Origin of the sequence: Pseudoalteromonas sp. APC 3358 (assembly GCF_030408075.1) — a bacterium.
Classification (GTDB): Bacteria; Pseudomonadota; Gammaproteobacteria; order Enterobacterales; family Alteromonadaceae; genus Pseudoalteromonas; species Pseudoalteromonas arctica.
Map to the genome: position 1 here is coordinate 210,743 of NZ_JASDCE010000004.1, position 18,181 is coordinate 228,923.

Genomic DNA, 18,181 nt, shown 5'->3' on the forward strand with positions numbered 1-18,181 from the left:
CTATGTGTGTTATTTTAAATTAATGCATTTTATTGGAGCAAACGTAATGAAAAATATACTTATTGTTGCAGCGCTAGCACTTCTTACAGCCTGTACACAAACCCCAGATTGGGATTACGATAAATCAGCTAACTTTAGTAATTTTAAAACATTTGCTTGGGTAGAAAACGCCAGCCTAACTAAAGACACAAATAACTATCAAATTAATGGCCTAATGGAAAAGCGTGTTCGCACTGCCGTTAATGCAGAATTGAGCCAAACACTAGGTATGAGTTTAGTTGATGCAGCGCAAGCTGATGTACTTGTTAACTATCATGCATCGGTAGATAAAGAGCTTGAAGTAGACAACTTCAATATAAACTACCGCCCGCATTGGGGTTATTGGGGTACTGGTTTTCAACGCGATACAACTGCGCGTGAATACGAAGTAGGCACGCTAATTATTGATATTGTGGATCGTGAATCTAACCAGCTAGTATGGCGCGGCGCAAAAGAAGGTCGATTAAAGAAAAATCAATCGCCAGAAAAGCGTGAAGCATCAATTAACAAAACAGTGAGCGAAATTTTAAGTAACTTCCCGCCGCAAAAGCAGCAGTAAGTTAAAATTAGCTATAATTAAGTTTTGAAAAAGCTCACAGTATGTGAGCTTTTTTGTAGGTGTGTATTTTTGGAACTTTTAAAATAAAGTAATTACGAGCTACGCCCGTCACGTCAGCAAGCTGCACGTCTACAAAATAAACACCGGATTAAACTTTACCTGTAGGCGCTAAGCTTGCTTGCGCGAGAAGCGATAGCTTCTAATCACTTACCTTTACCTAACGCTATATTCAACCTTAAATTACGAGCTGCGCTCGTCACGTCAGCAAGCTGCACGTATGCAAAAAACACCGCGTCAAACTTTACCCGTAGGCGCTAAGCTTGCTTGCGCGAGAAGCGATAGCTTCTAATTACTTATCTTTATGCGCTTACCCTACTCTAAGTTACGATTTATACTTATGCAGTAACTCAAGCGGTATATGACAGTAATCATCAGGGTGATTAGTTAAGCGGTCTTGATGCTCAGGATCGCTTGGCACGTAGTTAGTTAGCAGCTCTACCCCTACCACAATTTTATCGGCATCACTTCGCTGGCTTATATAATTGCTAGCGACCTTTAAATGATCTTGGCTTTTGCTATAAATGGCAGTGCGATATTTAGGGCCTACGTCATCCCCTTGTTTGTTAACGCTATACGGATCAATAATCTCAAAAAAGAAGCCAAACAGCTCGTTTAAGCTAACCGCTTTTGTACTAAATATTACTTTTACACACTCAGCATAACCGTCGTATTCACCTTGTGTATTATCGTTTTTTCCATTAGCCCGCCCTGCTTCAGTACTTATCACACCAGGTAAGTGCTTTAAAAACTCTTGCACGCCCCACAGGCAGCCACCTGCAAAGTAAATAGTATCTTGCTGTTTTATATTCATAATAAATGTGACCAAATTTGTTAGATGCATTAACGTTGCAAATGATTATCAAATGCAGTTTTTAATGAATTAATGTACAATCGCGCCAAAATCGCAGTTGTTTAATTGAATTATTTTATCACGCCTTAAAAGTGTGTTCTGAATTTAATTGTTACCGTAATTGCATATAAAAAATGAGACACACAACATGAAATGGTCACCGCACTTTATACTCCCTGCACTGCTATGCAGCGCGAGCAGTTTTGCCTACGGCGAAGCTATAACTGATAAAACTGAAGCATCACCGGCAATCGAAAAAATAACGGTTGAGGCATCGCCCACTGCAAACACATTACCTGTAGGTACATTTGACTCTCCAGTATCTAATTTAGAGTATGACCCACGTGTTGATTTACAATCACGTAATATGGCTGAAGCGCAAGCCGATGTGACTATACGCGGTGGTATTTTTGAAAATACCGGCTTTAGAGTTGGTAGTGCTACTTTACTTGACCCACAGTCTGGTCATTACTTTGCTGAAATTCCTATTGCACCGCAAATGCTTACCGGCCCTTATATTTTAACAGGCGCAGACAATGCACTTAATGGTGCTAATAGCTCTGTAGGCACTGTATCGTTTGGCTGGAAACCAATTAGCACGGGCGGCAGCGTATCGTTAGGTACTGGTACTAACGATTTTAACTTACAAAGCTTACATGCAGCTGTAAGTATGCCCCTTGAAGGCGCAAAGGATTGGAAGCTTGGTTTTGAAGGTGAGATTTCTCACTCACAAAGCGATGGCACTATTGATAACGGCGATCACGACTTTACGCGTGCATCGGGTCGCGTTCAATTAGCTGGCGCTGATTCTCAAACAGATTTGTTTTTTGGCTCACAAGATAAGTTTTTTGGTTGGCCAAATTTGTACACTCCATTTGGCGTTAACGAAACAGAAGAGCTAGAAACCCGCTTATTAATGCTAAACCATAAGCAAAGTTATGCGCAGGATAGTAACTTTGAAGTGTCGGCTTATTACCGCACACACGACGATCATTATATTTACTCTCGCGAAAATCCAAGCGCTTTTGAAGCGTTTCACAAAAGTGAAGTTAAGTCGTTAGCGCTATCGGGGCATCATGCTCAAAGCGATGTATTTGCTGTAAATTATTCAGCACAGTTTATTGACGACTCAATTGAATCTACCACGCTTGAAAACAACTTTACCTCACGTAAGTATTATAAATTAAGCGTATTGCCTGAATACAATATGGCGCTTGAGGATAATAAACAACTTACATTTCGTTTAGGTGCTGCGTTTGACGATACAAACGGAGACGACTCTGAACTGTCACTTATTGGTGATATAACGCTTAATACACAAAACAGCAAAGGTTTTGAGCGCACGTTTTATTTATCGTACGCAGAGGCAAGCCAAGTAGCAGGCTATACCGCCATTGGCGGAAGTGATTCAGGCGGGTTATTTAGAAGTAATTACACCCTTGAGCGCGAAACGACTAAAAGCCTAGAGCTAGGTTTATTAGTTGATGAGCAAACTTGGCAACTTAATTCGGCTATTTTTTATCGTAAAGATGACAACTTAACCGATTGGACGTTTAATTTTGACTCAAGCTCTGCGCGCTTTGCAAACCCTGTAGATATAAATACAACGGGCATTGAGTTCTTAGCAACTAAACACTTTGAAACAACCGAAATTGTAGCGAGTTACACCTACCTTCATAAATCAGAAAATTACGGTGCGGCAGATATTGACGCTAGTTTTTACGCATTAAACTTTCCTGATCACCGCCTAACACTCGGCGCAGTGTGGAATCCTACTGATATATTGCAGTTTAGAATAGATAACGAGTGGCGCAAACAGCACGAAAATGCGCTGCGCGGTAGTGACGACGATGCTTTATTTACCCATTTAACGTTAAAAATTACGCCGCCAATGCTAAAAAACTTATTTATTACTTTAGCAGCAGATAACTTATGGGGTGAATCATTTGAAGAGATACCTGGTACACCAGGGCGAGGTGAGCAATATACGTTAAGCGCAACGTATAGTTGGTAGAATTGAGCTATCACATTCAAAGACCTGTTTATTTAAAACAGGTCTTTGAATAAATATTTAGCAAAGAATAAACGGCCTACTAAATATTAAGAGCTTTTATTACTCAGCTTATATTGAACCAGAACGACATTGTCTTTTTCTTAGCTCATTATCAATTTGTAAAGGGCGACTAAGCTCATCTGTAAGAACCTGCGAAACAACCGTACCGGTTTCAACTTCTTGTATCCAGATTGATATTTTATCCCCTTCCCTTTTTCTATTTAGCATGTAGCTTTTATCAGAATCTAAATTAACGTTAAAATTAACAAAAGCTTCTTTTTGACTATTTAAAACATCAGGGTTTGAAACACTCGCCTTTACCCATAAATCATGCTCACCACTGATATACTGCTTTGGTTCAGCCCATTGTGTAGGTTTTTTGTTAAAGCACATCAAGTGGACATATTCTAGATCTACTCCCTGCTCTCTTTTAAAGTTTTCGAGTCTAAAATGGTCTTCTTTAATATCGGTTTTAATGGGTAAGTTTGAACAACCTAATAAAGTCACACCTAATGTAAATGCTGTAAGTAAATTTTTCATTTTTCTTTCCTTTTAAAAATTAAGATTGAACGAAATCACCTATAAATGAGATTTATAAAAAGTATCTTACAATTTCCTATATTAGCAACAAAATTAAATATGTCTAATATTTCGCCATCAAATAAATTAACGACTGCTTTTAATAACCTTGTGAAGATTTTTATTAATAATATATTGTAAATAGATGTGTATTAAAAACGAGGATTAAGTTAGCTCTTCGAGTTCTGTAATAAGTGCTAAAGCTTGTGCATTTGTTGACCCGCACACATCAAATGTGGCGCTAAAATCACTACATACTTTAGGTCGGCTTGAATCACCAAATAACTTAGATAAATTACGTTCGTCCAGCTGAATACAGCGCTCTCCGGCCTTTTTACCATTTGGCATACCTGGAATAGGCGAACTAATACTTGGCGCAATACAACATGCGCCGCAGCCTAGCCTGCAACTCATCGATTCGGTTTTCATAATATCCTCTGAATAAAACACACTTACTTTAATTCCTTTTTAGGAACGTAATTAGCCGCATGTTCAGTTGTAATGTACATATGTAATGCTTTGTTACATCTTAAAACGCCTTGTAAACACTTTATTGCGTATTATTGCTCTGTCACCACCAATTATGAAGGAATGCCTTGTGGCTACTACAAAACAAATAATACTTCCAATTGCTGTTTTAGCAGGCGGTATTGCTTTAGCTTTCGCCTTTATGGCAATGAAAAAACCACCCGAAGAAAAGCCAGAGCAAGATTTACGCCCTTTAGTTGCAACACAAAGCATACTTTTAGATTCTATAACGCTCGATGTTAAATCGTACGGCATTGTTAAACCAAAGGACCGTACCGAGCTGATAGCACAAGTTAGTGGGCAAGTTATTTCGGTATCAGATCAATTTGTTGAAGGCGCGTTTGTAAAGCAAGGCGATATTTTAGCACGAATTGATGCAAATGATTACGAGGCAGACTTTATTGAAGCGCAAGCCGGTTTAGCACAAGCAAGCTCAGCACTTGAAATAGAACGCGCGCAAGCACATGTAGCAAAAGCTGAATGGGAGCGTATCAAATCGGACTCAAGCGAAGCTATTGCCTCAGAACTTTATTTACGTAAACCACAACTGGCCGAAAAACTAGCTCGTTACCGCTCTGCTCAAGCAAGTGTTAAACGTGCTAGCCGTAATCTTGAACGTACTTATATTAAAGCTCCATATGATGCCATTATTAATGAACGCACAATTAGCTTGGGTTCAGTAGTAAACCCAGGTAATAGTTTTGGTGCATTGAGTGCAACCTCAGTTGCAGAGGTACGTTTACCGGTTGCCGATCAAGAACTGCAATATTTAAAAAATGGCGGCGTAGGCTCAAATGTTACATTTAACGCAGAATACGCGGGTAAGCAAACAATGTGGCAAGCCAAAGTAATTCGCACCGAAGGTGTGGTTGATCAAACAAGCCGTATGAGCTATTTGGTTGCACAGCTTGCAACACCTTATGGCGATAAAACACGCCCCCTTCGTTTTGGTTCATACATTAACGCTACCATTGAAGGTCGCCCGCTTGATAACGCAATTATTGTTGCGCATCATTTAGTTAAAGATAATAAAATTGTAATTTTAAATGACGATTTAACATTATCGTTTAAAACTCTCAATATTATACGCGAACAAAACGGCATGATTATAGCCAGCCAAGGGCTAAAAAATGGCGAGCAAATTGTTACCTCAGCGCTTGAGTATCCAACTGAAGGTATGGCAGTAAAAGTTGAAGATATTGCGCCTGATAAAACTGATGTAACTCAACTTGCGCTGAAAGAGGAATAATCATGAACACTCGTGAAACAGGGTTAATAGCATGGTTTGCCCGAAATCCCGTTGCTGCCAACCTACTAATGATATTTATATTAGTGGGCGGTATTTTAATGGCGATGACCATTCGCAAACAAATGTTCCCACAGTTTGAAAGTAACTGGATAAGCGTACAAGCGGTTTACCCAGGTGCAGCCCCGCAAGAAGTTGAAGAAGGCATAACCATAAAAGTTGAGGAAAACCTCGAAGGTATTGAAGGCATTAAACGCCTAATTACTTACTCTAACCGAGGTTTTTCACAAGCGTGGATTGAAATAGAAGAACAATACAATCCACAAGAAGTACTTGATGAAATTAAAGTACAAGTTGATTCAATAAACACCTTTCCTGCGGGAATGGAGCGCCCTGTTGTTCGCCGCGATAAGTTTGAGCAAGAGGTAATGATACTCGCGCTTTATGGCGACATGAGTAACTACCAGTTAAAAGAGCTTGGCAACGATATAAAAGACGAGTTACAAGCACTGCCTCACGTGAATCTTGTTAATTTTAACGGCGGTTTAGAATACGAAATTGGTATAGAAGTTAGCCCCGATAAACTACGCGAGTACGGCTTAACATTTAGAGATATTGCAGGCGCTGTACAAAACTTTTCGGCCAATATGTCGGCGGGGCAAATACGCTCTGAAAACGGTTATATTTCGATGCGTGTTGAAAAACAAGCCTACCGTGGCTTTGAGTTTGAAAAACTCCCCCTTATTACCCTTGCTGATGGCGCACAAATTTATTTAGGCGATGTAGCAACCATTAACGACGGCTTTGAAGAAGGTCTACAATATTCAAAATACAATGGTAAAAATTCACTCTCGTTTGAAGTAAACGCATCAAAAGATCAAGATATTACCGATGTAGCAAAAGTTCTTAAAAGCTACATGGCGGCTAAAGAGCCGCTTTTACCTGCAGGTGTTAAGCTATCTCCTATTGTTGATTTAACTTACTACCTTGAAGGTCGACTCGATATGATGGTCGATAACATGATTTGGGGTGGCTTGTTAGTAATGATAGTACTGGCACTATTTTTACCGCTACGCTTGGCATTTTGGGTAATGATGGGCTTACCGGTGTCTTTTCTAGGTGCCTTTTTGTTTATGCCCATTGGCTTTTTAGACGTAACAATTAACCTAGCCTCTCTTTTTGCCTTTATACTTGTGCTCGGAATTGTTGTTGATGACGCCATTGTTGTGGGCGAGTCAGCCAGTGCCGAAATAGAAAAATACGGCCATACACTTGATAACGTAGTACGCGGCGTAAAACGTGTTGCGATGCCAGCAACCTTTGGTGTACTAACAACTATTGCGGCATTTTTACCACAAACACTCGCAACCGGCCCTGGTGCTGCTTTTTCTAAGGCAATTGGTGGCGTTATTATTTTATGTTTGATTTTTTCACTCATTGAATCAAAACTTATTTTACCTGCGCACATTGCAGCAATGAACCCGCGTAAACCAAACCCTAAAAACCTATTACATCGCTTACGTATGGTAATTGATAGTGGTTTAAAAGGCTTTGTGAATAACTACTACCTTCCTTTTGTTAGCCGCTGTATTCACTACCGCTATACCGTAATTGTTGGCTTTATGTGTTTGCTTATTGTAAGCGCAGGTATGTTTGCAGGTGGTTTAGTTAAGTTTGTACCAAACCCTAAAATACCGCACGACTTTCCACGTATTGATATAGAAATGAACCTTGCTTCATCTGAGCAAGCAACGCTTGAAACTGCACGTAAAATAGAAAGCGTGTTGTTAAAGGTCGATCAGCAACTACAAGAGCAATACGGTAAACCGATGATCCGCGATTTATCGGTAAGCCTGCGCGGACGAACGCAAGCAAATATTATGGCCATTTTGGTAGAGCCTGACTTACGCCCTATCGACACCTTTGCCCTAAGTGCATTATGGCGTGAGCAAATGCCCGCTTTACCAGGCATTAAAACCATGACCATTCAAGACAGTATAATGAATGGCGGTCGAGATGATGGCGACGTTAGCTTTAAACTTGAAGGCAAAAATGCTGACGAGCTAAAAGAAGTGGCTGGTAAATTAAAAGCCAAATTACAAACAATGGAAGGCGTTGGCGACGTAAACGATTCAATGCAAAGCGCTACCGACGAAGTGCAACTTGATTTAAAACCACTCGCTTACAGCATGGGTTTAACGCTTGCTGATGTCGCATCGCAAGTTAGCTTTAGTTACTACGGCTTAGAAGCGCAGCGAATATTGCGTGAAGGCGAAGAAATTAAAGTCATGATCCGCTATCCAGAAGACGAACGTAACTCAATTAGTGACATCGCAAGTGTGCGTATTATTACACCTACTGGCGCTGAAGTACCGCTAAGTGAAGTAGCCGAAGTTAAGCTTGTTGACGGTGTTAACCGTATTCGCCGCGAAAACTCTAAACGTACTGTAAACGTATGGGCTGCGGTAAATACTGACCAAGCCGAACCATTTGCAATTGCAGAAGAAATTCGTGATGAATACTTACCAACATTACTTAAAAGCTACCCTGGCGTTACAAGTGATGTAGCTGGGCGCATTCAAGAAGAGATGGATAGCGCTTCAGAGCAGCTTCGTGATTTTGGTATATCAATGATGATTATATTTGCCTTGTTAGCCATTCCGCTTAGATCTTACTCGCAGCCACTTATTATAATGTCGGTTATTCCGTTTGGTGTAGTGGGCGCTATGTTTGGCCATATGATTTTAGGTATGACCATGAGTAGCTTATCGATGTTTGGCATTATTGCTGTAGCGGGTGTGGTCGTAAATGATTCCCTCGTTATGGTTGATTTTGTAAACAAAGCCCGCGCTGAAGGTGTTTCGATTAAGGATGCTGTAATGCAAGCCGGTGCTCGTCGCTTTAGAGCAATATTACTCACCTCAATCACTACCTTTATTGGTGTAATGCCAATTATTTTTGAAACGAGTTTACAAGCTAAAATTGTTATCCCGATGGCTGTATCACTTGCTTTTGGTGTGTTATTTGCCACAGTAATTACACTGATACTTATACCGTGCCAGTATGTTGCACTAGAAGATGCTAAACGATTAGTACGTAAAATGCGTGGCAAGCCACCACTAGTAGATGCCCAACCAGCGCCTACTCACAGCTAAATTAAGTAACATCCCAACCAAAAAAGCTCGGCATATTATGCCGAGCTTTTTATTTTTAGCTTAAAAATGATATTCACCTATTTGCCAAGTCTTTATCTTACTGATAGTTTGACTCTATAAATATAACCCTCAAAAGGAATAATAATGGGCACACTTCAACTTATTTTATTTATTGTATTTGCTGTACTAACCACAATTGGCTACAAAAAGAATAACCGTAACTTAATGCTATTAGGCGCCGTTGCAATATCGTTTGCGTTTGTAGGGCTCGACTTTTTAATCGGCGTAGATGAAGGGATATCAGGCATTAATTAATCAATAAAAATTTTAGCTGAAAATTAAAGGGACTTTAATGCGCTTATACATACTGATTATTTCTTTAGTTATTTTTTTAAGTGGTTGCCAGAGCTATATCACTTATCAAATAACTAAGCCTCCTGAGAGAGTTCTCCCTAAAGAATTTGAGAGCTCTATCGCTTTATCTGGAGCACAAACCCATTACTATAGCAGCGAAATAGATTGTCTTGATTTTAGGGTTATTTCACCTAAGGATATTGATAATTATCTACTAAGTGGCAATACGTTAACATTAACTTTAATTAGTAAAAGAAGCACTGAAGACGATACTTTTGAATATCAACTCAATGCTGATAACTTACCGAGTAAGTCAAACGATGGGCTTTTAATTATTTTTCCGGGATATGGCGTAAATAGTTTGGTTTATACCATGCAAGCCCGATGGCTTAGCCATATCACTGGAAAGAATGTAATAGTGATGCCTGCAAGTAATCAATACGATGAATTTAAGTATGGCTTAAACTCCCTTGATTTATTAGTAAAATATATAAATGAACACCAATACACCGACATTTCATTGCTTAGTTACTCAATGGGTGCAGTTGCAAGCATCGACCTCACAACCAAACTCAATATTAATAAGCATATACTTTTTGCTCCAATGATTAATTTTGAAGCCGCACTAAGAACAATTGCTAAGTTATCATACCCTGTTTATAGCAAACTGTTAGGTGATGATTATATAAACGAAGTCGCGGCTAAGGTAATTGAAAAAAGTAAAGTACCTCTTAATAAACTCGACATATTAAGTAATCTAAATAAGACCCCTCATGCAAGGCAAACTTACATCTTTTCAAGTAATGCAGACAAAGTGAGTCCATATAATGGGTTGCTTACTCTTAGTAACCCAAAAGTGAGCATTTATGAGGTAAAAGATTTAAATCAACTTGAAATGGTTTCTTTAATATCCGCACAACAAAGGAATGTGCTCCTTTCCTTGCTTGATGGATAACTTTGGCAACAGTCCTAATAATTGAGAGAAATATTGCTCGTTTTTTATCCCTAATACGTTATGGTATTTAAATAATAAATAGACATAATAAAGTTAAGGAACAGCCATGAATACATCTCCCTCTGATCACATTCCTCAAGAAGCCTTTGATTGGTATGACGAATACGCCCACGGTTTAATGGACCGACGTACTTTTATGAAAAAACTCGGTGGCCTTGCTGCTCTTGGCTTTTCGATGGCTGTACTTACATCAGCATTATTACCTAACTATGCACTTGCTGAACAAGTGTCGTTTAATGACGATGATATTAAAGCAACATACGAAGAATTCGATTCGCCAGACGGGCACGGTAAAGGCAAAGGTTACTTAGCAACCCCTAAAAACATAGAAGGTAAGCTTCCTGTTGTACTTGTGGTACACGAAAACCGTGGTTTAAATCCTTACGTAAAAGACGTAGCAAGGCGCTTAGCTAAGGTCGGTTTTATTGCGTTTGCACCCGACGCGCTCTTTCCACTGGGTGGCTACCCTGGTAATGATGATGAAGGACGCGCTATGCAAAAAAACATGGATCGCGCTAAAATTCAAAACGATTTTGTTGCCGCAGCGCACTTTTTAAAATCGCATGCTAACAGTAACGGTAAGTTAGGCGCTGTCGGTTTTTGTTTTGGCGGCTACATTGTTAATTATTTAGCGGCAGTAGATAGCAACTTAATCAGCGCCGGAGTGCCTTTTTACGGTACTCCAGCCAGCGAAAGTTTACGTAAAAATATTAAAGCACCTTTAATGATTCAATTGGGCGAGCTAGATAAACGTGTAAACGCGTCTTGGCCACAGTACGAACAAGACTTAAAAGCCAATAAGGTTGAATACACTATGCATATGTATAAAGGGGCAAATCATGGATTTCATAACGACTCTACAGGTCGTTATGATAAAGACAATGCCGAGCTTGCATGGCAACGTACCGTTGAGTTTTTTGATAAAAAGTTAAGCTAAGTTAGCGAATAAAAAATAATGCCACCAGCTCTAAGCCGGTGGCACTATTAAAAATACTTGGTTTTTTATCAACTTTAATTTTTTTTGCTACGCATAACTAATAACGACAACAAGATGAGTAAATAAATACTCAAAGAGCCACCGCTACTAGAGCCATCTTTATTTTCGACTTTTGCAATTTTTTCTTCTTTAACACGTGTTTTAAACCTTGCTAGTTCTGCATCTAAATTAGTACTCATATCACTAACCGCTAGATTAAAACCTTCAGCCGACTTTTCAGATAACGTTTCATCAATACCTATTGCTGTTGTTCTTTTTTCAAGCTTACTTATACCAGGTGCTCTAAATAGCATTTTTCTACTTTTAATATCAAAAACAGCTGTATCCACAAAGGTTTGTATTGTATTTTCATTACCTGGAATAACGTACATACCCACTATTGTCCAATAAAGTAAGGCTGCATTATTTTCATAAGATTGCGTAACTTGATCATATGAAACCAGTGCCATTACATCTACATCGTAAAGCCTCCCGACTTGCTCCAGTGTTGCAAAACCTTCACCTCCTTTTAAATAGGTACTTGGTATAACTTCAATGCGGTCAATGTAATCATATTGTAGAAATGACTTTTTTACTTTTTCGAGTAACTCAACTTGATTTTGGGTCTCTAACCCGTCTGGCTGCCAGTTTTTAGACGGTACAAATGCAATTCCAACAGTAACAGGAAGTTTTAAAACAGGTATTTCAGGTTTATAGGTAGAGCGACTTTGTTGATCAGGATATAAGAAGTCCATTAAGCTACTAGATTGCGTATTTTTACCTGTATTGTTGCTCACAAACGAACTACAAGAAGCAAGTAAGGTCGCCATAAAAATGATTATATATTTATTAAATCCCACATTTATTCCTTTTTATTTTTAATTTAATTCAGTTACGTGCCAAAGCTCACCCGATGGTCCCCATAAGTAAATAACGCTACCCCAGGGTTCTTGTTTTATACCCTCAAAGCGGATATCAAAACCGTTTAAATTACTAATGAGTTCGTATGCTTCATCTATATTTAACACACAAAGTTGCAGCATTAAGTTTTCAGCAAACGTTTTATTATAATAACGCTGTAAAAAGAACGTACATTCGCCAAAGGTACACACACATAAATCATTTGAGGCATCTTCAATCTTAAATCCAAGCGCTTTATAAAAGCGCTGAGATTGCTCATAATTTTTACAGGGAATAAAAATTCTAATATCATCAACTTGCATAACTCTTCCTTAATTAGCTCAGTACGCTTTTATCAATAATTCCTTTATTGACCAACTGCTGCAAAATAGCTTGGGATTTTGCTCTGCATGCATCACGTAGTAAACGCACCGCAGGGGTTATTGACTGCCTACTTGGGCAAATAAGCCAAAGTTCACCATTAACATGTTGATAATTTGGCATAACAGTAACCACCCTGTCATTGAGTAAATCGTCGGCTATATCAAGTGCCGACTTTACAGCTAAGCCCTTACCCGCAACGCACCAGCGCCTGACTAAATCGCCATCGTTTGAGGCGCGCCTGCCATCCATTTTAACTTTATATTTTGATTCACCATCGGTGAATTCCCATGTATTATTTATAATATCCTGCAACTGATAAAACAAACCTTGATGCGACGCTAAATCATCAGGATGCACGGGAGCCCCGTTTTGTAAGAGGTATTCGTGAGTTGCACATAATAAGCGCGGTACGTTACAAATTTTAAAACCATAAACGCTAGCATCATTAGGCGAGCCATAACGAAGCGCTATATCAACTGAGTCACGGTAAAAGTCGATATTGCTATCACTTATATGGGTTCTTAAACTTAGCTTTGGATAAGTGTCCATGAGTTCATCAATCCATGGGATCACCAAGTTACGCCCTAAGTCAGATGAAAGTGCAACACGCAATTCGCCTTCTATTTCGTCGTGTTCACCTTTAAGGTTTTGTTTTGCGAGCTCAAGCACTGCCAAAGCCTGTTCACATTGTGGTATGTAGCGCTCCCCAGCAGCCGACAACCTCAAATGACGTGTGGTACGAACAAACAGCTCGCTACCAAGCGCTGACTCCACGCGTTTAATAGCGGCGCTTGCTGTGGCTGTACGCATATCTAACTTAGCAGCTGCTAGCGTAATACTTCTAAACTCAGCGACTTTTAAAATAAGTTTTAAATCTTCTATGTTCATATTATCTATTTATATTTGATAATGATTCAACGATTATGCGGTTTATCTACATTAAAGCAAGGTCTACTATATATCCATCAGCTAGCCAAAGCATGGCTTGCATCTTATACGTAAACAAATTAGGACATTTATTATGAAAGCCATTGGTTATAAAAAATCTCTTCCTGTTACTAATCCTGAATCGTTAATTGATGTTGAGCTACCACAGCCAGTTGCAACAGGTCGCGACTTATTAATTAAAGTTAAAGCAATTGCAGTTAACCCAGCAGATTACAAAGTGCGTGCATCTATACCCCCTGCTGAGGGTGAAGTAAAAGTTATTGGTTGGGATGCAGTTGGTGAAGTTGTTGCAATCGGCGATGCTGTAACGGCATTTAAACTCGGTGATGCGGTTTATTACGCAGGTGACATTACTCGCCCAGGTAGTAATGCAGAATTTCAATTAGTGGATGAGCGCATTGTAGGATTTAAACCGCAGAGCTTAAACGATGCTGAAGCGGCTGCATTACCCCTTACTGCAATAACAGCGTACGAATTATTATTTGAGCATTTAAACATTGTAAAACAAGCTGCTGATGCAACAACAAAATCAGAAGAGGTTATTTTAGTAACAGATGCCGCAGGCGGCGTTGGCTCTATTTTTATTCAACTTGCTAAAGCGATTACTGGCGCAACGGTGATTGCCACTGCATCGCGCGAAAGCTCTCAAGCATGGGTTAAAAAACTAGGCGCAGATTATGTCGTTGACCATACAAAACCATTACCTGCTCAAATTGACGCGTTAAACATTGGCTCGGTAACACATGTAGCAAGCCTGCATAGTACTGATACTTACTTTGAAGCGTATACAGAGGTACTTGCACCATTTGGTAAAATTGCAATGATTGACGATCCTGAGTCATTAGATGTTAGCAAATTAAAAATGAAGAGTTTATCTCTACATTGGGAATTTATGTTTGCCCGTTCAATGTTTAATGCCAAAGATTTAATTGAGCAAAGTAAGTTATTAAATCATGTTGCCGATTTGATTGACCAAGGCTACATTCAAACCACAATTGGTAAAAACTTAGGCACTATAAATGCGGCTAACCTGCGTATTGCACACACAGAACTTGAAGAAGGTCGCTCTATTGGCAAAATAGTGTTGGAAGGTTTTTAATTCTATAAATATTACACGCCTTATTTATACCTGAATTGATTAAAGGCGCCAATGCAATTGGCGTCTCCAGCCAATATTTCGGGGTGGCTTTTGCTGTATTTATATTTATTAAAGAAACTATTACCTAATAATATTTGATAATGATTCAACCATATACCTGTTTATCATATTGTAATAATCCTCTACTATCCGCACATAGCTATATTGATAAGCCTTACGTTACGTAGATATATCGATTGTATAAAGTAAGTAGAGTGATTTAAAAGCACGATATTATTTTTGTAATAAATTTTTAAAAGGGTTTGTTTTTACTAAAACTGACTCAACATAGTAAATACTGGTAAAACACCTACTCAATGGAAAAACTAATGACTCACCCTATTATTAATGACTTAAAAAAGCGCTACACAGCAAAACGTTATGATGCAACGAAACGTGTATCTCAAGACGATTTAGCCGTTATTTACGAAGCTATGCGCCTGTCTCCTTCATCTATTAACTCGCAGCCTTGGAAATTCATCGTAATTGAATCAGATGAGGCTAAAGAGCGTATGCATAGTACATTTGCTAATAAATTTGCGTTTAACCAGCCACACATTAAAACAGCTTCGCATATAATATTATTTGCTCACAACCCTAAATATACCCGCGATGATTACGCACAAATCATTGATGCAGATATTAAAAATGGTCGTACTAAAGCAGAAAATCGCGAACAAGCTTTTGGTGCTTACGCGTTTGTTGATATGAATACTGATGAGCAAGGCAATAATGAAGAGTGGACTAAAGCACAAACTTACATTGCACTGGGTAACACTATGCATGCAGCTGCACGCTTAGGTATTGACTCTACTCCAATGGAAGGCGTAGATGCCGAGCTGATTGGCGAAGTTTTTGAAAAAGAACTTGATGGTTACGTGTGCGACGTAGCATTAGTACTTGGCTATCACGATAGCGCAGAAGACTATAATGCTAAATTACCTAAATCTCGCTTGGCAAAAGAGCAAGTTATTCAGGTTTTATAAGTAATACGTTATAAACTTAAATGATAACAATATTAAAAAACCACTTATTTAAATAAGTGGTTTTTTGCTTTAAAGCAGTTTAACTTACTTGAAGCTGCGCAGCCTGAATGTATTGCACTAAATCCTCAATAGAAACCACAGTCATATTGTGTTTATTAGCATAATCACTCACCTCAGGTAAGCGCGCCATTGAACCATCTGGATTTGTTAGTTCGCAAATTACGCCAAATGGTTTTAAGCCGGCAAGCTGCATTAAATCAACGGATGCTTCGGTATGACCACGACGAACTAATACTCCGCCCGTTTGTGCTTTTAAACCAAATACATGCCCAGGGCGCGATAAATCACTTGGTTTAGCGTTATCGCCTGTCGCTGCTTTTATAGTAGTTACTCTATCAGCAGCAGACACGCCTGTTGTAACGCCATGCTTAGCTTCAATAGTGACTGTATAAGCGGTGTTATTTTGACTGGTGTTGTGGGTTACCATTTGCGGTAAGTCGAGCTGTTTAATGCGCTCCTCCCCCATGCATAAGCAAACAATACCGCTGCCTTCGCGGATCATTTCGGCCATTTGAGAAGTCGTTAAATGCTCAGCTGAAAATACAAAGTCGCCTTCATTTTCACGGTTTTCATCATCAACAACAAGTACGCCTTGCCCTTGCTGTAGTGCAGTAATTGCGCTTTGTACGCGGATATGGCTTTCGCCGAATTGAGTAAGTAGAGACTGAATCATCATTATATTCCAAATAAAAAAATAATAGATTCAGGACTGTGAAAGGATCAGTAATATATCGCTTTAAATTTAAAACGATCACTACCAAAATAGCTTAAATAAAATAACAAAAAGCACGCAGCAAAAAGCAGCGCACACTGTTATACCAACGGCATTAAATTAGTGACCTATTATAACGCTAGAAAAATAGCTCACTTAACGCGATACAATGATCGTGTCTATAATAAAATTGATATTAGTATAATAAGCCATATTCTCTTTCATCCGGACTGTAACCGTCGGCTCTGGCATCTCACCAGATCTGCTTGACCTTTACTTAACCTAGTTAAAAAATAAGTTAAATAAAGCGCTCGCGGGCTCGTTTAAGTTATAAATAACATTAAACATACCGCCGGTGGGGAATTTCGCCCCGCCCTGAGAATGTACTTTTATAACTAAAGCGCTATAAAAGCGGGCTTATTATACCCTTTAACTTAATTACTTATCAAAGGTAAGTGAATAAACTTCTAACAAAGCTCGGTATTTAATGAGGCTTTGACTACTTTACCTTCATTTATATCAGCGGTGATTGTACAAGTAGCGCCGTTTACTAAATTTAAGTTAGGTGGAGCATGACCAATATCGGCATCAATAATCACAGGAAATAAACACCCACCTAGTGCAACATCAAGCGCGTGGCGGTAATCAAAAGAAGCATCTTGACCTTGAGTGATCACGCTGCGACCAATAATAATACCGTTTATATCGTCAAATATACCTGCTAATTTTAATGAAAGTAAAAACCGTGCAACGGTTGTTGGCGTCAACTCTGAGTTTTCTAGGTATAAAATAAGCCCTTCGGGTGCACTGTGTTTTTTAAATTCATGTAGTGCCAAAAATGGAGAGTCGAGTAATAAGCCGACTGTATCTAAACAGCCACCAAATAAGCGACCCGACATTTCAATAGTGCGTGCATCAAAGTAATTTAAACACTGCCACTGAGTAACTTCTGTGTGTTCAAACAATGCATTTGGGTTTTGTACGTAATCAGGTCTATTTTTTTGATAATGAGATGACGGTGCTTGCTCAAATTTGCTACCTGCTTCATAACTTAGTGTTTCAAATATTTGCAGGCAATAAGGACTTTTTTCGTCAGGATGTAACTGCATAAGATTAGCGCTGTGTAGTGTTGCCCATTGGCATTTTGCCGTGAGTGCGCATGCAATGGTGCTTACATCAGAGAACCCAACTAACCATTTAGGCTTTGCTTCTTTAATTGCGTTAAAATCAAGTAGGGGCAGTATTTCCATTGCAAGCTCGCCACCAAATGGAGGCATAATTGCATCTATCTCATCATCTAATAAAAAACCCATTAACTGCTGAGCGTGCGCTTTGGCGTTAAGCTGTCCAAGCGGTTTGCTTTGACGTAAAAACTCTCCTTCAACAACATCATACCCTCGATGTTTTAATCCATTAATAACAATGTCTAACCGTGCATGGTACTTTTCTTTAAGGCCTGATGAAAGTGAACAAATTGCTATTTTTGATCCTACTTTTAAAGGCTCTGGGTAAAGTATATTAGGCATATATTTTCCTTTTTAGAGAATACGTTAATACCAATTACATTAAATCAGCGAGTTATTTGATGCGCTAAATGCTCATGTTTTTAGTAAATTGATATAAGTACCTACTATACCAA

General features: G+C 39.0%; 17 protein-coding genes and 1 riboswitch. Of the genes, 9 read left to right on the top strand and 8 right to left on the bottom strand.

Annotated elements, in window-relative coordinates; genetic code table 11:
* Nucleotides 1–46: 46 nt before the first annotated feature.
* Nucleotides 47–598, top strand: coding sequence for a DUF4136 domain-containing protein (locus QL995_RS08240; protein WP_007581899.1), 552 nt, complete (start codon nt 47–49; stop codon nt 596–598).
* Nucleotides 599–980: 382 nt separating this feature from the next.
* Here the strand turns inward: QL995_RS08240 and QL995_RS08245 are convergent, their stop codons facing one another.
* The gene (locus QL995_RS08245) at nt 981–1,469 is read right to left on the bottom strand and encodes a peptide-methionine (S)-S-oxide reductase (protein WP_007581898.1); all 489 of its coding nucleotides are present in this window, start codon (nt 1,467–1,469) and stop codon (nt 981–983) included.
* Nucleotides 1,470–1,656: 187 nt separating this feature from the next.
* On the opposite strand from QL995_RS08245, the gene QL995_RS08250 reads away from it, so the two are divergent.
* The gene (locus QL995_RS08250) at nt 1,657–3,522 is read left to right on the top strand and encodes a TonB-dependent receptor (protein ID WP_290293959.1); all 1,866 of its coding nucleotides are present in this window, start codon (nt 1,657–1,659) and stop codon (nt 3,520–3,522) included.
* A 108-nt stretch (nt 3,523–3,630) separates the two neighbouring features.
* Here QL995_RS08250 and QL995_RS08255 read toward each other — a convergent pair whose 3' ends face one another.
* Nucleotides 3,631–4,101, bottom strand: a complete 471-nt coding sequence (locus QL995_RS08255) for a hypothetical protein (protein ID WP_007581896.1) — start codon at nt 4,099–4,101, stop codon at nt 3,631–3,633.
* A 204-nt stretch (nt 4,102–4,305) separates the two neighbouring features.
* Nucleotides 4,306–4,569: a YkgJ family cysteine cluster protein gene (locus QL995_RS08260; protein WP_290293961.1), complete on the bottom strand. Its 264-nt coding sequence runs from the start codon at nt 4,567–4,569 to the stop codon at nt 4,306–4,308.
* 169 nt (nt 4,570–4,738) lie between these two features.
* Between QL995_RS08260 and QL995_RS08265 the strand changes: the two genes are divergently transcribed.
* From QL995_RS08265 to QL995_RS08285, 5 genes are all read left to right on the top strand, one after another.
* A complete protein-coding gene (locus tag QL995_RS08265; RefSeq protein WP_007581894.1) occupies nt 4,739–5,917 on the top strand; it encodes an efflux RND transporter periplasmic adaptor subunit in 1,179 nt (392 codons plus the stop codon).
* Nucleotides 5,918–5,919: 2 nt separating this feature from the next.
* Nucleotides 5,920–9,069, top strand: a complete 3,150-nt coding sequence (locus tag QL995_RS08270; RefSeq protein ID WP_101163750.1) for an efflux RND transporter permease subunit — start codon at nt 5,920–5,922, stop codon at nt 9,067–9,069.
* Between the two features lie 144 nt (nt 9,070–9,213).
* Nucleotides 9,214–9,384: a hypothetical protein gene (locus tag QL995_RS08275; RefSeq protein ID WP_165722537.1), complete on the top strand. Its 171-nt coding sequence runs from the start codon at nt 9,214–9,216 to the stop codon at nt 9,382–9,384.
* Between the two features lie 37 nt (nt 9,385–9,421).
* Complete coding sequence (locus QL995_RS08280; protein WP_290293962.1) at nt 9,422–10,378, top strand: alpha/beta hydrolase; 957 nt, start codon at nt 9,422–9,424, stop codon at nt 10,376–10,378.
* A 106-nt stretch (nt 10,379–10,484) separates the two neighbouring features.
* Entirely contained in the window at nt 10,485–11,375 is an 891-nt protein-coding gene (locus QL995_RS08285; RefSeq protein ID WP_290293963.1) for a dienelactone hydrolase family protein, read from the top strand.
* A 74-nt stretch (nt 11,376–11,449) separates the two neighbouring features.
* On the opposite strand, the gene rhlP is transcribed toward QL995_RS08285, so the two are convergent.
* From rhlP to QL995_RS08300, 3 genes are read right to left on the bottom strand one after another with little or no spacing between them, the layout of a single operon-like run.
* Nucleotides 11,450–12,244: a rhombotarget lipoprotein gene (gene rhlP / locus QL995_RS08290; protein ID WP_290294022.1), complete on the bottom strand. Its 795-nt coding sequence runs from the start codon at nt 12,242–12,244 to the stop codon at nt 11,450–11,452.
* A gap of 48 nt (nt 12,245–12,292) precedes the next feature.
* Nucleotides 12,293–12,637 carry a hypothetical protein gene (locus QL995_RS08295; RefSeq protein WP_007375815.1) on the bottom strand — a complete coding sequence of 115 codons (345 nt, stop codon included), beginning with the start codon at nt 12,635–12,637 and terminating at the stop codon, nt 12,293–12,295.
* Between the two features lie 13 nt (nt 12,638–12,650).
* Nucleotides 12,651–13,586, bottom strand: coding sequence for a LysR family transcriptional regulator (locus tag QL995_RS08300; protein ID WP_165722533.1), 936 nt, complete (start codon nt 13,584–13,586; stop codon nt 12,651–12,653).
* 133 nt (nt 13,587–13,719) lie between these two features.
* Here QL995_RS08300 and QL995_RS08305 point away from each other — a divergent pair, with 133 nt between their 5' ends.
* On the top strand, nt 13,720–14,745 hold the full coding sequence (locus QL995_RS08305) for a zinc-binding alcohol dehydrogenase family protein (protein WP_290293965.1): 1,026 nt from the start codon (nt 13,720–13,722) through the stop codon (nt 14,743–14,745).
* Nucleotides 14,746–15,113: 368 nt separating this feature from the next.
* A complete protein-coding gene (locus tag QL995_RS08310; RefSeq protein WP_290293966.1) occupies nt 15,114–15,770 on the top strand; it encodes a nitroreductase family protein in 657 nt (218 codons plus the stop codon).
* 79 nt (nt 15,771–15,849) lie between these two features.
* Here QL995_RS08310 and ribB read toward each other — a convergent pair whose 3' ends face one another.
* Together ribB and QL995_RS08320 are read right to left on the bottom strand one after the other, a co-directional pair.
* Nucleotides 15,850–16,503: a 3,4-dihydroxy-2-butanone-4-phosphate synthase gene (gene ribB, locus QL995_RS08315; RefSeq protein ID WP_290294023.1), complete on the bottom strand. Its 654-nt coding sequence runs from the start codon at nt 16,501–16,503 to the stop codon at nt 15,850–15,852.
* Between the two features lie 248 nt (nt 16,504–16,751).
* Nucleotides 16,752–16,929: riboswitch (FMN riboswitch) on the bottom strand.
* Nucleotides 16,930–17,009: 80 nt separating this feature from the next.
* Complete coding sequence (locus tag QL995_RS08320; protein WP_290293967.1) at nt 17,010–18,068, bottom strand: S66 peptidase family protein; 1,059 nt, start codon at nt 18,066–18,068, stop codon at nt 17,010–17,012.
* Nucleotides 18,069–18,181 lie beyond the last annotated feature (113 nt).

Excerpts from the sequence above, each read along its gene's own strand:
- QL995_RS08275 (WP_165722537.1), top strand. The coding sequence starts at position 9,214 with ATGGGCACACTTCAACTTATTTTATTTATTGTATTTGCTGTACTAACC.
- ribB (WP_290294023.1), bottom strand. The coding sequence starts at position 16,503 with ATGATTCAGTCTCTACTTACTCAATTCGGCGAAAGCCATATCCGCGTA.
- QL995_RS08280 (WP_290293962.1), top strand. The coding sequence starts at position 9,422 with ATGCGCTTATACATACTGATTATTTCTTTAGTTATTTTTTTAAGTGGT.
- QL995_RS08240 (WP_007581899.1), top strand. The coding sequence starts at position 47 with ATGAAAAATATACTTATTGTTGCAGCGCTAGCACTTCTTACAGCCTGT.
- rhlP (WP_290294022.1), bottom strand. The coding sequence starts at position 12,244 with ATGGCGACCTTACTTGCTTCTTGTAGTTCGTTTGTGAGCAACAATACA.
- QL995_RS08245 (WP_007581898.1), bottom strand. The coding sequence starts at position 1,469 with ATGAATATAAAACAGCAAGATACTATTTACTTTGCAGGTGGCTGCCTG.
- QL995_RS08310 (WP_290293966.1), top strand. The coding sequence starts at position 15,114 with ATGACTCACCCTATTATTAATGACTTAAAAAAGCGCTACACAGCAAAA.
- QL995_RS08250 (WP_290293959.1), top strand. The coding sequence starts at position 1,657 with ATGAAATGGTCACCGCACTTTATACTCCCTGCACTGCTATGCAGCGCG.
- QL995_RS08320 (WP_290293967.1), bottom strand. The coding sequence starts at position 18,068 with ATGCCTAATATACTTTACCCAGAGCCTTTAAAAGTAGGATCAAAAATA.
- QL995_RS08255 (WP_007581896.1), bottom strand. The coding sequence starts at position 4,101 with ATGAAAAATTTACTTACAGCATTTACATTAGGTGTGACTTTATTAGGT.
- QL995_RS08260 (WP_290293961.1), bottom strand. The coding sequence starts at position 4,569 with ATGAAAACCGAATCGATGAGTTGCAGGCTAGGCTGCGGCGCATGTTGT.
- QL995_RS08300 (WP_165722533.1), bottom strand. The coding sequence starts at position 13,586 with ATGAACATAGAAGATTTAAAACTTATTTTAAAAGTCGCTGAGTTTAGA.
- QL995_RS08285 (WP_290293963.1), top strand. The coding sequence starts at position 10,485 with ATGAATACATCTCCCTCTGATCACATTCCTCAAGAAGCCTTTGATTGG.
- QL995_RS08305 (WP_290293965.1), top strand. The coding sequence starts at position 13,720 with ATGAAAGCCATTGGTTATAAAAAATCTCTTCCTGTTACTAATCCTGAA.
- QL995_RS08295 (WP_007375815.1), bottom strand. The coding sequence starts at position 12,637 with ATGCAAGTTGATGATATTAGAATTTTTATTCCCTGTAAAAATTATGAG.
- QL995_RS08270 (WP_101163750.1), top strand. The coding sequence starts at position 5,920 with ATGAACACTCGTGAAACAGGGTTAATAGCATGGTTTGCCCGAAATCCC.